At 68.6% G+C, this 12543-nt stretch carries 15 protein-coding genes; 13 read left to right on the top strand and 2 right to left on the bottom strand.

The features are described from left to right. Positions 1-81 precede the first annotated feature (81 nt). The 10 genes from I8J34_RS18535 (at position 82) to I8J34_RS18490 (ending at position 7979) form a co-directional block, all read left to right on the top strand. Positions 82-888: a PEP-CTERM sorting domain-containing protein gene (locus I8J34_RS18535; protein WP_214363117.1), complete on the top strand. Its 807-nt coding sequence runs from the start codon at positions 82-84 to the stop codon at positions 886-888. Between the two features lie 175 nt (positions 889-1063). Beyond that, positions 1064-2077, top strand: a complete 1014-nt coding sequence (gene ubiU, locus I8J34_RS18530; protein WP_214363116.1) for a ubiquinone anaerobic biosynthesis protein UbiU — start codon at positions 1064-1066, stop codon at positions 2075-2077. A 109-nt stretch (positions 2078-2186) separates the two neighbouring features. Further along, a complete protein-coding gene (ubiV, locus tag I8J34_RS18525) occupies positions 2187-3098 on the top strand; it encodes a ubiquinone anaerobic biosynthesis protein UbiV (RefSeq protein WP_412731129.1) in 912 nt (303 codons plus the stop codon). Positions 3099-3120: 22 nt separating this feature from the next. Then, positions 3121-3603, top strand: a complete 483-nt coding sequence (ubiT, locus tag I8J34_RS18520; protein WP_230411907.1) for a ubiquinone anaerobic biosynthesis accessory factor UbiT — start codon at positions 3121-3123, stop codon at positions 3601-3603. A gap of 81 nt (positions 3604-3684) precedes the next feature. Continuing rightward, positions 3685-4743 carry a VanZ family protein gene (locus tag I8J34_RS18515; RefSeq protein ID WP_214363114.1) on the top strand — a complete coding sequence of 353 codons (1059 nt, stop codon included), beginning with the start codon at positions 3685-3687 and terminating at the stop codon, positions 4741-4743. A 53-nt stretch (positions 4744-4796) separates the two neighbouring features. After that, positions 4797-5105: a (2Fe-2S) ferredoxin domain-containing protein gene (locus tag I8J34_RS18510; RefSeq protein ID WP_214363113.1), complete on the top strand. Its 309-nt coding sequence runs from the start codon at positions 4797-4799 to the stop codon at positions 5103-5105. A 10-nt stretch (positions 5106-5115) separates the two neighbouring features. After that, a complete protein-coding gene (locus tag I8J34_RS18505) occupies positions 5116-5763 on the top strand; it encodes an alpha/beta hydrolase (RefSeq protein WP_214363112.1) in 648 nt (215 codons plus the stop codon). Between the two features lie 12 nt (positions 5764-5775). Next, positions 5776-6381, top strand: coding sequence for a glutathione S-transferase (locus tag I8J34_RS18500; protein ID WP_214363111.1), 606 nt, complete (start codon positions 5776-5778; stop codon positions 6379-6381). Positions 6382-6391: 10 nt separating this feature from the next. Continuing rightward, the gene (locus tag I8J34_RS18495; RefSeq protein ID WP_214363110.1) at positions 6392-7330 is read left to right on the top strand and encodes an ATP-binding cassette domain-containing protein; all 939 of its coding nucleotides are present in this window, start codon (positions 6392-6394) and stop codon (positions 7328-7330) included. 16 nt (positions 7331-7346) lie between these two features. Then, positions 7347-7979: a DUF502 domain-containing protein gene (locus I8J34_RS18490; RefSeq protein WP_214363109.1), complete on the top strand. Its 633-nt coding sequence runs from the start codon at positions 7347-7349 to the stop codon at positions 7977-7979. Positions 7980-7988: 9 nt separating this feature from the next. Here the strand turns inward: I8J34_RS18490 and I8J34_RS18485 are convergent, their stop codons facing one another. Continuing rightward, a complete protein-coding gene (locus I8J34_RS18485) occupies positions 7989-8555 on the bottom strand; it encodes an RT0821/Lpp0805 family surface protein (RefSeq protein WP_214363108.1) in 567 nt (188 codons plus the stop codon). A 64-nt stretch (positions 8556-8619) separates the two neighbouring features. Further along, positions 8620-9462, bottom strand: coding sequence for an NADPH-dependent 7-cyano-7-deazaguanine reductase QueF (queF, locus tag I8J34_RS18480; RefSeq protein ID WP_214363107.1), 843 nt, complete (start codon positions 9460-9462; stop codon positions 8620-8622). A gap of 75 nt (positions 9463-9537) precedes the next feature. On the opposite strand from queF, the gene I8J34_RS18475 reads away from it, so the two are divergent. Genes I8J34_RS18475 through I8J34_RS18465 form a run of 3 tightly spaced genes read left to right on the top strand, consistent with a single transcriptional unit; the run spans position 9538 to position 12519 of the window. Continuing rightward, the gene (locus I8J34_RS18475; protein WP_214363106.1) at positions 9538-10329 is read left to right on the top strand and encodes an ABC transporter permease; all 792 of its coding nucleotides are present in this window, start codon (positions 9538-9540) and stop codon (positions 10327-10329) included. Between the two features lie 7 nt (positions 10330-10336). Then, positions 10337-10666, top strand: coding sequence for a divalent-cation tolerance protein CutA (cutA, locus tag I8J34_RS18470; RefSeq protein ID WP_214363105.1), 330 nt, complete (start codon positions 10337-10339; stop codon positions 10664-10666). A gap of 11 nt (positions 10667-10677) precedes the next feature. Then, the gene (locus tag I8J34_RS18465; protein ID WP_214363104.1) at positions 10678-12519 is read left to right on the top strand and encodes a protein-disulfide reductase DsbD; all 1842 of its coding nucleotides are present in this window, start codon (positions 10678-10680) and stop codon (positions 12517-12519) included. Positions 12520-12543: the final 24 nt, after the last annotated feature.

The following is a 12543-nucleotide window of genomic DNA, read 5'->3' as shown; positions in this document are numbered from 1 at the left end:
TTAAAAAAGTGGCACGTTCCCTGCTATCACTGCCGCGAGGGATTTTCTCGCGTCAAACAAATAACACAGGAGCATGTCGCCATGTTGTTCAACAAACTTCTTCCGACCGCAGCCGCTGCCGGCCTGATGGCCCTGTCGGCCCAAGCCTACGCCTTGCCGAACGTGTTCAACGACACCATCGCCAACGGCATCAGCCAGTTCGATTCCACCGTCGTCGCCGCTGGCGGCTCGGTCGGCACCGCCCAGATCGTCGCTGGCACCAGCGTGTACAACTACACCGACCTGAACGGCAACCCGGCCACCGTCACCATCACCCGCCCGAACGGCAGCGCCGCTTCCTTCGGCAGCGCCTACACCAGCAACGGCATCACCACCACCGGTGACGTCATCAACATCAACCCGGGCATTGGTCTGGACCAACCGGGCGACATCCCCGGCTTCGGCTCCGGCGTGACCTTCACCTTCTCCTCCGCCGTCAATGCACTGGGCTTCGAGATCGGCGACTGGGCCACCTGCTGCACCACCGGCACCCGTCCGGCCGACGTCCAGTCCGACTTCGGCGTGCCCGCCACCGGCTCCGGCCTGTGGATCGCCTTCGACGGCGGCAATGCCTTCCTGACCGCCAACGCCCTGTCGGCCAACGACAACCCGGGCGTGGTCGCTGCCAACAGCTTCACCAACTTCATCGGCGCCATCGACGACACCAGCACCTTCACCTCCGTGACCTTCTTCGGTGACGGTTTCGGTGAGTTCCTGGTGGCCGGCGGCACGCTGCGCTTCTCGGCCGTGCCGGAAGGCTCCGTGAGCAACCCGATCCCGGAACCGGGCACCCTGGTGCTGGCCGGTCTGGCCCTGGTCGGCCTGGGTCTGTCGCGCCGCAAGCAGTAATTCCTCCGCCATCCGGCGCGTCAGCGCGCCGGTGAGGAAAGACAACGCCCATGCCCCGCATGGGCGTTGTCGTTTCCGGACGGCGGTGGCGGCCACGGCCCGGCGATTGACACGCATCAATCCCCCTCCTCGTCCCAAGGCATAGACTCTGGCGGCACTTTTTCTTGCCGCCGCCATGACTGCCACCCATCCGATCGAACTCGTCTGCCCCGCCGGCAGCCTGCCCGCCCTGAAAACCGCGGTCGACGCGGGCGCCGACTGCGTCTATGTCGGCTTCAAGAACGCCACCAACGCGCGCAACTTCACCGGCCTGAACTTCACCGATGCCAGCATGCGCGAGGGCATCCGCTATGCCCACGAACGCGGCCGCAAGGTCTTGCTGGCGCTCAACACCTATCCGCAGGCCGGCAACTGGCCGGAGTGGACCCGCACCATCGACAGCGCCGCCGACATGGGCGTGGACGCGGTGATCCTCGCCGACCCGGGCCTGATGCGCTACGCCAACCGCACCCATCCGGACCTGCGCCTGCATCTGTCGGTACAGGGCTCGGCCACCAGCTACGAGGCGATCAACTTCTACCGCGACCAGTTCGGCATCCAGCGCGCCGTGCTGCCGCGCGTGCTGTCGCTGCCGCAGGTGGCGCATGTGATCGCCAACACCTCGGTGGAGATCGAGGTCTTCGGATTCGGCGGGTTGTGCGTGATGGTCGAGGGGCGTTGCTCGCTGTCGGCCTATGCCACCGGCGAGTCGCCCAACTGCAACGGCGCCTGCTCGCCGGGCAAGCATGTGCGCTGGGAGCAGACGCCCAAAGGCATGGAGACCCGGCTCAACGGCATCCTCATCGACCGCTTCGCCGATGACGAACGCGCCGGCTACCCCACGCTGTGCAAGGGCCGCTTCGGCGTCGGCGACGAGACCTACTACGCCATCGAAGAGCCGACCAGCCTGAACACCCTCGAACTGCTGCCCGACCTGGCCCGCGCCGGCGTGCGCGCCATCAAGATCGAAGGCCGCCAGCGCAGCCCGGCCTATGTGCAGCAGGTCACCCGCGTGTGGCGCGCCGCCATCGACCGCCTCAAGACCGACGGCGAGCGCTTCGCCGTCCAGCCCGACTGGATGGCGGCGCTCAACAACGTCTCCGAAGGCCAGAGCCACACGCTCGGCGCTTACTACCGGCCGTGGAAATGAAGGTGACTGGTAATTGGGTATTGGCGATTGGACACGACGCCGTGCCTGCGCGCATGTCGAACCACCCACCCAAGCCATCACGCCACCCATCCCCCATCACGAATCACCAATGACCCAAATGAAACTCGCGCTCGGACCGCATCAATACTACTGGCCGCGCCAAGCCATGATGGACTTCTACGGCCACGTGGCCGAGTCGCCGGTCGACATCGTCTACGTCGGCGAATCGGTATGCTCGCGCCGCCATGAAATGCGCCTAGACGACTGGTTCGACGTGGCGCGCGTGCTCGCCGAGGCCGGCAAGGAAGTGGTGTTCTCCTCGCTGGTGCTGATCGAATCCGAGTCGGACCTCAAAGTGCTGCGCAAGCTGGTCGGCCAGCCCGACTTCCGCGTCGAGGCCAACGACATGGCCGCGGTGCAGGCGCTGATCGGCGCCGGCCACACGCACTGGGTCGCCGGTCCGACGCTCAACGTGTTCAATCCCGAGACCATGAATGTGTTCGCCGAGCAAGGCGCCACGCGCTGGGCCGTGCCGCCCGAGATGGCGCGCGAGGCCATGGACGGCCTGCTCGCCGCCAGCGATCCGCGTCCCGAGGTCGAAGTCACCGCCTATGGCCGCCTGCCGCTGGCCTACTCGGCGCGTTGTTTCACGGCCCGCCACTTCAACCTGCAAAAAGACACCTGCGAGTTCCGCTGCCTGCAGCACGCCGAGGGCATGCCGCTGAAAACGCGCGAGGGCGAGGCCTTCCTGACGCTCAACGGCATCCAGACCCAGTCGGCCAAGGTCTACAACCTGCTCGGCGATCTGCCGGCACTGCGGGCCTCCGGCGTCGACGTGCTGCGCGTACTGCCGCAGTCCGAGCACATGTCCGAACTGCTGAGCCTGTTCCGCCGCGCCATCGACGGCGAGATCGCCCCCGCCGACGCCTTCGCCCAGTCCCAGGCCCTGATGCCCGAAGCGCCCTGCAATGGCTTCTGGCATGGCAAGCCCGGCCTCGAACAATACGTCGCCGCCGCCTGAGCGCGGCGTCATGGAGACTCCCATGGCCAACATCCCCGCCTTTCGTGTGCCCCCTCTCGTCGGCCGTGTGGTCGCCCGCCTGCCGCAACTGCCGCCCACGCTGGCACTGGTCGGTGCGCTGAACCTGGCGCTCGGCCGCATCCTGCCCAGGGACGATCTCGAACCGCTGACCGGCAAGCGCCTGCAGCTCGACGTCACCGACGCCGGCCTGAGCCTGCGCTTCACGCTCAGCGCGCGCGGCTTCCGCCCGCGCTTCGACCGCCAGCGCGCCGACCTGACGCTGCGTGCCGCCACCCGCGACTACCTCGCCCTGGCGCTGCGCGAGGAAGATGCCGACACCCTGTTCTTCAGCCGCCGCCTGATCATGGAAGGCGACACCGACCTCGGCCTGCTGGTCAAGAACACGCTCGACGCGGTGGACTGGGACGCGCTGATCGCCGCGGCCAAACCGGCCACGCTGCTCGCCCGCGTCAAAGCCCCGCGCCTGGGCTCGCCTGCCGCCTGAGCACCCCGCCGGCCCGCCGCTGCGGGCCGCTGCGCGTACAATCGGGCCATCTTCGCAGTCCGGTCTCCGACCGCCCGACGTGTGCGCGCTTCCACCCAGCTGCCCCGCTACCTGAGCCTGGCCTACGGCCTGCTGGTCGCCTATGCCTGCCTCCATCCGTTCAGCGGCTGGCGCGTACAGGGCTTGCCCCTGTTCGACTTCCTGCTCGCCCCGTGGCCGCGCTACTACCGCATCGAAGACATCATCCTCAACGTGCTGGGCTTCATCCCGCTCGGCTTCGTGCTCACCGCCGCGTGGCCGGCGCACTGGCCGCGCCCGCGGGCGGTGGCACTGAGCGTGCTGCTGTGCGCCGCACTGAGCCTGTCGCTGGAGACGCTGCAGACCCTGCTGCCGACGCGCGTGGCCTCCAACGTCGATCTGGGCGCCAACATCATCGGCGGTGCCCTCGGCGCGCTGCTCGGCGCGGCGCTCGGGCGGCGCATCTTCGACACCCGCGGCTGGCTGCACCAGTGGCATGAAAAGCGCATTCTCGACGGCCATCTGGGCGATGTCGGCGTGGTGCTGCTGGCGCTGTGGCTGCTCGCCCAGCTCTCGCCCGACAGCCTGCTGTTCGCCGTCGGCGACCTGCGCCGGCTGTTCGACCTGCCGGCCCCGCTGCCCTTCAGCCCCGAGCGTTTCATGCGCCTGGAGGCGGCCGTGGTCGCCGCCCACCTGGTCGCCGCCGGGCTGGTGGCGCGTGCCTGCCTGCAGCGCTTCTCGCTGACCATCGTCGTGCTGATCGCCCTCGGGCTGGCCGCCCGCACGCTGGCCGCCACCAGCTTCTACATGCCGCCGCGACCGTTGCTGTGGCTGACCCCCGGCGCCATCGCCGGCCTGGGCGCCGGCCTGCCGGTGCTCGCCGCCGCCCTGGCACTGCCCGCCGCGCTGCGCCAGACCCTGGCCGCCATCGCCCTGCTGGCCGGCACCGTGCTGGTCAATGTCACCCCCGAGAACCCCTACCTGAGCTTCAACCAGGCGCTCATCAACCAGGGCCACTTCCTCAACTTCAACGGCCTCACCCAGTTGGTCGCCAGCCTGTGGCCCTTTCTCGCGCTGACCTATCTGAGCGCGGTCAACCTGCGCCGCGGCGGCGGCCGCTGAAGCGCCGCCCGGGGCATGGCTATAATGGGCCTCACTGACCGGAGACCCGCCCCATGAGCTATTTTTCCCACCATGTCTTCTTCTGCTGCAACCAGCGCGAAGCGGGCGACACCTGCTGCAACAACCACGGCGCCAGTGAGCTGCAGACCTACGCCAAGGAGCGCATCGCCAAGCTCGGCCTGAAGGGCAAGGGCAAGGTGCGCATCAACAAGGCCGGCTGTCTCGACCGCTGCGACGAAGGCCCGGTGCTGGTCGTCTATCCCGAGGAGGTCTGGTACACCTACGTCGACAAGGAAGACATCGACGAGATCATCGACGAGCACCTGGTCGGCGGCCGCGAGGTCAAGCGTCTGCGCATCTGAGGAGCGGCCCATGAACAAGCCTCTGCCGACCGAATCGGCCCTACTCAACGGCCCCGACGGCACCATCGAGGTGCTGATCGATGCGCCCGCCGAGGTGCGCGGCATCGCGCTGGTGGCGCACCCGCACCCCTTGTTCGGCGGCGCCAACACCAACAAGGTGGCCCACACCCTGGCGCGCACCCTGCGCGACCTGGGCTATGCCACGCTGCGCCCCAATTTTCGCGGTGTGGGCAAGAGCGAGGGCCTGCACGACCACGGCATCGCGGAGACCGAAGACCTGCTGTCGGTGATCGCCTGGGCGCACTCGCGCTGGGGCATGCTGCCGCTGGCCCTGGGCGGCTTTTCCTTCGGGGGTTTCGTCCAGACCCGCGTGGCCAAGCGCCTGGCCGACGGCGTCACACCCGCCCGACGTATGGTGCTGGTCGGCCTGGCCACCGGCGAAGTGACCGGCGCGCGCCAGTACAGCACCGAAACCGTCCCGGCCGACACCCTGGTCATCCACGGCGAACAGGACGAGACCGTGGCACTCACCAACGTACTCGACTGGGCCCGCCCGCAGGTGCTGCCGATCGTCGTGGTGCCCGGCGCCGACCATTTCTTCCACGGCAAGCTGCACCACATCCGCGACATCATCAATCAACGCTGGGCGCCTTTGTAAAAGGAGCGTGAGATGAAACTGACCGCCTCGCTGACCAGCCCCTACGCGCGCAAGATCCGCATCCTGCTGGCCGAAAAGCACATCCCCTTCGAACTGGTGGTCGACTCGCCCTGGGAGACCGCCACCTCGGTGCCGGCGCTCAATCCGCTGGGCAAGGTGCCGGTGCTGGAAACCGACGAGGGCGAGACCTTCTTCGACTCGCCGGTCATCGCCGGCTTTCTCGAAGCGCTCGACCATCCGCCGCATCTGATCCCGCAGGACAACATGTCGGCCGTGCGGGTGCGCCAGACCGAGGCACTGGCCGACGGTATCCTCGACGCCGCCGTGCTCGCCTACCTCGAGACCCTGCGCCCCGCCGAAGCGCGCATGGCCAGCAACGTGGCGCGCCAGCATGACAAGATCGAACGCGCGCTGATCCGCCTCGAAGCGCAATTGACCGGCGACTGGTTCCATGGCGAGCGCATCTCCTTGGCCGACATCGCCGTCGGCTGTGCGCTGGAGTACCTCGATCTGCGGGCGCCCGAGCTCAAGTGGCGCGAACGCCATCCGCGCCTGAAGGCCTTCCTGGCGAAGCTCGGCGCGCGCGACAGCTTCGTCGACACCCGCCCACCCGGCTGACGCGCCCCGCATGCCGACCTCCGCCTCGGGCTCGCCACTGCAGATCGAGCACCTGGTCAAGCGCTATGGCGCGCAGACCGTGGTCGACGACCTCTCGCTGAGCGTGGCGCCCGGCGAATGCTTTGCCCTGCTCGGCCCCAACGGCGCCGGCAAGACCACCACCCTGCGCTGCGCCCTCGGCCTGAGCCTGCCCGACGCCGGCCGCATCACGCTGTGCGGCGAGCCGGTGCCGGCACGTGCCCGGCAAGCCCGCATGCGGGTCGGCGTGGTGCCGCAGTTCGACAATCTCGACCCCGACTTCACCTGCACCGAAAACCTCACCGTCTTCGGCCGCTACTTCGGCCTCGATGCCGCCGCCGTGCGCGAGCGCACGCCCGCCCTGCTGGCCTTCGCCGGCCTGGAACACAAGGCCGGGGCGCACATCCAGGACCTGTCCGGCGGCATGAAGCGCCGCCTGACCCTGGCCCGCGCCCTGGTCAACCGCCCCGAACTGCTGCTGCTCGACGAGCCCACCACCGGGCTCGACCCGCAGGCGCGGCACCTGATCTGGCGCCGCCTCAAGCAGCTGGTGGCCGAGGGCACCAGCGTGTTGCTGACCACCCATTTCATGGACGAGGCCGAGCGTCTGGCGCACCGGCTGGCGATCATGGACGGCGGCCGCCTCCTCGCCATGGGCAGCCCGCGCGAGGTCATCGCCGCCCATATCGAGCCGCATGTGGTCGAGGTCTATGGCGACTGGCCCGAGGGCATGAGTGGCTGGATGCGCGATTTCGGTGCGCGATTGTCGGCGCGCTGCGAACTGAGCGGCGACACCGCGTTCTGTTATGTCGACGAGGCCGGCGCGCTGCTCGACCACCTGTCCCGGCAACCCGCCCTGCGCTACCTGCACCGGCCGGCCAATCTGGAGGACGTGTTCCTCAAGCTGACCGGCCGCGACCTGCGCGACTGAACCGGAGCCCGACCCCATGAAAACGCTCGGAAAGATCTTCGCCAGCGGCCTGCTCGCCGTGGTGCCGATCGTCGCCACGCTGTACTTGCTGGTGTGGATCTTCAGCAGTGCCGAGACACTCTTCGACCAGACTCTGAATCTGCTGCTGCCCGAGGCCTGGCGCGCCTCCGCGGCCGGCCGGCTGCTGCAGCTGCCCGGCGTCGGCGTGATCGCCGGCCTGCTGATGATCTTCGCCGTCGGCCTGCTGATGCGCGCCTGGGTCTTCCGGGCGCTGTTCGAGCGTGTCGAGGGCACGATGCTGTCGGTGCCGATGGTCAAGTCGATCTATTCGGCGATCCGCGATTTCTTCGCCATGGTCACCCAGGACGAAAGCGCCGAGAGCCTCAAGGTGGTCGTCGTCACCCTGCCGGGCAGCACCATGCGCCTGGTCGGCTTCGTCACCCGCAACGATTTCGCCAACCTGCCGGAAGGCATCGGCGGCGAGGGCGAGGTGGCGGTGTATTTCCCGATGAGCTACCAGATCGGCGGCTACACGCTGTTCGTGCCGACCGACCAGATCACCCCGGTCGACATGTCGCGCGAGGCGGCCATGCGCTTCGTGCTCACCGCCGGCATCAACAGCGGCGACACCCCCCGCCCGCCGGCCTGAGCGGGCTCCTCAGCGCATCTGCCAGCGGCCGTCGCCCGCGCTGCAGGCCACGCGACGGTGGGCCTTGCCGGCGGCGCTCAGGTCGAACTCGCGGCACGGCCGACCATCCTGCTTGAAGCTGCGCACCGGGGTCAGCAGATAATCGATTCCGGTGTCGGGGTTGCGCCAGCTCACCCGATGGCGGTCGGCACTCAACTCCAACGCATGGCCCAGGCAGGCCCGGTCCACATCGCCCAGTTCGCGCGCTGCGCTGGCGCCGACCACCGAGCCGATCACCGTGCCCAGCACGATGGCGATGCGCCGGCCGTCGCCCTGGCCCACGGTCGAGCCGATGGCCCCACCGATGACACCGCCGACCACCGCGCCCACCGCCTCGGTGCTGCAGCGGCCGTCGATGATGCCGTAGTCGCGCTCCCATTGGCGGCCGGTGTAACCGATGTAGTAGGGGTCGTGCTTCTTGCGCCAGCCATGGGCTGGCGCGTGTGGCGGCGGATCGGCCAGCACCGGCGCGGGCAGCGCCATCAGGGCGCTCAAGCCGATGATGGCTGGAAGGCGGTGCCAACGTATCGGGTTCATGACAGCACTCCTAGAAAGATCCTGTGTAATCAACGCACCATCGCGCCACGCGTTGACCCTCGCCTCACTGGCGCGGGTCGCCCTGATTGAGCGGCGGCGCGCCCGCCACGCTGCTGCGCCAGGGGTTGATGTCCAGCCCGCCGCGGCGGGTGTAGCGCGCCCACACCTCAAGCCGGCTCGGCGCGCAGCGTGCCATCAGGTCGCAGAACATGCGCTCGACGCATTGCTCGTGGAACTCGTTGTGCTCGCGGAAGGAGACGATGTAGCGCAACAGGCCGGCACGGTCGATCGGCGCGCCGGTGTAGTTCACATACACCGTCGCCCAATCCGGCTGGCCGGTAACCAGGCAGTTGGACTTGAGCAGGTGCGAGACCAGGGTTTCGGACACCGGCGCGGCATCGGCATCCGCGCGCAGCAGGGCCGGCGCCGGGTGGTAGTCGGTGATGTCGACCTCCAGATCGTCGATCAATGTGCCGGGCAGGCTTGTCACCTGGCGTTCGACCCGGTGCAGCGACTGCAGTTGTACATCCACCGGCGCACCGGCGGCGGCCGACAGGTCGCGCGCGATGACCGCCTCGACCTCGCCCATGGCCTCGAAGCGGCTGGCGTTGAAGGAATTCAGATAGAGCTTGAGCGACTTCGACTCGATCAATCGCGGCGAGCTGGCCGGCACGCGGAACTCGCCCATCGCCACCACCGGCTTGCCGCGCGCGTTGAGCCATGACAGCTCGTAGGCGTTCCATAGGTCCTCGCCATGGAAGGGCAGCGTCTCGCCCACGCCGATCTCGGCCCGCTTGGGCGCACGGTCGACCGGGAACAGCAACTCCGGCGCGTAGGTGTTGCGGTAGGCGGTGGTGCGGCCGAGGGGCGAGGCCTCGGCGCCGTGGGGGGTGGGGGTGTCAGTCATCCAGGTCTGAGCCATCTCAAGGGCAAGCCACAAAGGACGATTATAATCAGCCGGTCTCCTGCCGAGCGCCGGATCATGTCCGCCACTGCCGCCCACTTTCGTCTGCCCTGCCTGTCCTGGCGCTTCGCGTCGGTGTGGTCGCGCAATTTTCGCGTCTGGCGCAAGCTGGCGCTGCCCTCCCTGCTGGGCAATCTGGCCGACCCGATGATCTACCTGCTCGGCCTCGGCTACGGACTCGGCGCGCTGGTCAAGACGGTCGATGGCGTGCCCTATGTGCACTTTCTGGCGGCTGGCATGGTGTGCTTCTCGTGCATGAACACCGCCAGCTTCGAGACGCTCTACTCGGCCTTTTCGCGCATGCATGTGCAGCGCACCTGGGAGGGGCTGATGAACGCGCCGCTGGCGCTCGACGACATCGTGCTGGCCGAAATGATCTGGGCAGCCAGCAAGGCGGCGCTGTCGGGCACCGCCATTTTGCTGGTGGTAACGCTATTCGGCTTCACCAGCAGCGCGCTGGCGCTCGGCGTGGTGCCGCTGATCTTCCTGATCGGCCTGACCTTCGCCGCCATGGGCCTGGTGGTCACCGCGCTGGCGCCCAACTACGACTTCTTCATGTATTACTTCACCCTCTTCATCACGCCGATGGCGCTGCTCTCGGGCGTGTTCTTCCCGCTCGACCAGTTGCCCGCCGCGCTGCAGACCGGCGCCCAGCTGCTGCCGCTGGCCCATGCCGTGGCCATCGCCCGGCCGCTGATGCTCGGCGAATGGCCGCCCGCGGTGCTGCCGCATCTGGCGGTGCTGCTCGCCTATGCCGCCGTCGGCTTCTGGCTGGCGGTGTCGCTGACCCGCCGGCGACTGCTCAAATGAGGTTGCCATGACCGATCCCCTCCTGCTCGTGCTCACCAATCTGCCCGACGCCGACAGCGCCCAGGCGCTGGCCGCGCACCTGGTCGAGGCACGCGTCGCCGCCTGCGTCAATGTGCTGGCGCCGGCCACCTCGGTGTATCGCTGGGAGGGCGCCATCGAAACCGCCACCGAAGTGCCGCTGCTGATCAAGACCCCCGCCAGCCGCTATGCGGCGCTGGAGGCGGCGATCCGCGCGCAGCACCCGTATGAACTTCCCGAAGTGATTGCAGTCCCTGTTACGCACGGCCTGCCCGGCTACCTCGACTGGGTGCGCACCGAAACCGCCCCGGACGCCTGACCCCACTGCCCATGACCCGACTCCTCGCCCCTCTCCTGCTGCTGCTCGGCCTGCTCGGCCCGGCCCAGGCGCAGGAACTGCTGCCCCCCGAACAGGCCTACCGCGCCAGCGTCGGCGCGCTCGCCCCCGACCAGCTCGAAGTGCGCTTCGAGATCGAGGACGGCTACTACCTGTACAAGGACAAGTTCCAGTTCCGCACCGAGCCCGAATCCGTGGCGGTCGGCACCCCCGCCCTGCCGCCGGGCAAGAAGAAGCACGACGAGTTCTTCGGCGAGGTCGAGACCTATCGCGACGAATTGATCTTCACCCTGCCGGTCCAGGCACCGGCCGATGTCCGTCAGTTCGAACTGACCGTCATCAGCCAGGGCTGCGCCGACATCGGCGTGTGCTACCCGCCCACGCCGCAGACGCTGACGGTCGACCTCACCAAGACCGTACCCCCGACCGCCAGCGGCGGCTGGTTGCAGAAACTGGGCATCGGTGCCAAGAGCGCCGCGCCGGCCATGGATACGCCGGCCGCCGCAGCCGCCGCCCCCACCAGTGTCGCCGCGGCCGGCGGCGACGAGTCCGGCCGCATCGCCCGCCTGTTCACCGGCGCCAGCGTGCCGCTGGTGCTGGTCTCCTTCTTCGGCTTCGGCTTGCTGCTGGCCTTCACGCCCTGCACCTTTCCGATGATCCCGATCCTGTCGGGCATCATCGTCGGCCATGGCCACAAGATCACCAAGACGCGCGCGCTGGTGCTGTCGCTGGCCTATGTGCTGGGCATGGCCGTCACCTACGCGCTGGCCGGCGTGGCGGCCGGTGTGTCGGGCACGCTGCTGTCGGCGGCGCTGCAGAACGCCTGGGTGCTGGGCAGCTTCGCGCTGGTCTTCGTACTGCTGTCGCTGTCGATGTTCGGCTTCTACGAGCTGCAACTGCCCACCGCCCTGCAAAGCCGGTTGTCGACCACCGCCAGCCATGAAAAGGGCGGCTCGCTCGGCGGCGTGGTGGTCATGGGCGTGCTCTCGGCGCTGATCGTCGGTCCCTGCGTGGCCGCACCGCTGGCCGGCGCGCTGCTCTACATCGCGCAGACCGGCGACGCGGTGCTCGGCGGCTTCGCCCTGTTCGTCATGGCGCTGGGCATGGGCGCGCCGCTGATCGCCGTCGGCGTGGCGGCCCGCTCCGTGCTGCCCAAGGCCGGCCCGTGGATGGAGGGCGTCAAACAGGCCTTCGGCGTGATGCTGCTGGCGCTGGCGGTGTGGATGATCTCGCCGGTGGTGCCGGCCATCGTGCCGATGCTGGCCTGGGGCGCGCTGCTGGTGTTCTCCGGCATCTTCCTGCATGCGCTCGACCCGTTGCCGCCCAATGCCCACAGCTGGCGCCGCTTCTGGAAAGGCGCCGGGGTCATCGCCCTGCTCGCCGGCGCGGCCATGCTGGTCGGCGCGCTGGCCGGCTCGCGCGACCCGCTGCAGCCGCTGGCTGCCCTGCGCGGCGGTGCGGCCGTGGCCGCCACGAGTGCGCCGCAGTTCGAGAAAGTGCGCTCGGTGGCCGAGCTGGACGCGCGCATCGCTGCCAGCCAGCAACCGGTGATGCTCGACTTCTATGCCGACTGGTGCGTGTCATGCAAGGAGATGGAGCGCTTCACCTTCTCCGACCCGACGGTGCAGGCGCGCATGGGCCGCATGCTGCTGCTCAAGGCAGACGTGACCGCCAACACCGCCGACGACCAGGCGCTGCTCAAGCGCTTCGGCCTGTTCGGCCCGCCGGGGATCATCTTCTTCACCCCCGGCGGCGGCGAGATCGCCGGTCAGCGCGTGGTCGGCTTCATGCCGGCGGACGACTTCGCCGGCCAGCTCGATGCGGTCTTGAGGTAGGGCGGGCTTCAGCCCGCCATGGCC

It is taken from the genome of Denitromonas iodatirespirans (assembly GCF_018524365.1).
Classification (GTDB): Bacteria; Pseudomonadota; Gammaproteobacteria; order Burkholderiales; family Rhodocyclaceae; genus Nitrogeniibacter; species Nitrogeniibacter iodatirespirans.
Note: the sequence above shows the minus strand (reverse complement) of the source record. Positions and strands in the feature narration are given on the sequence as shown.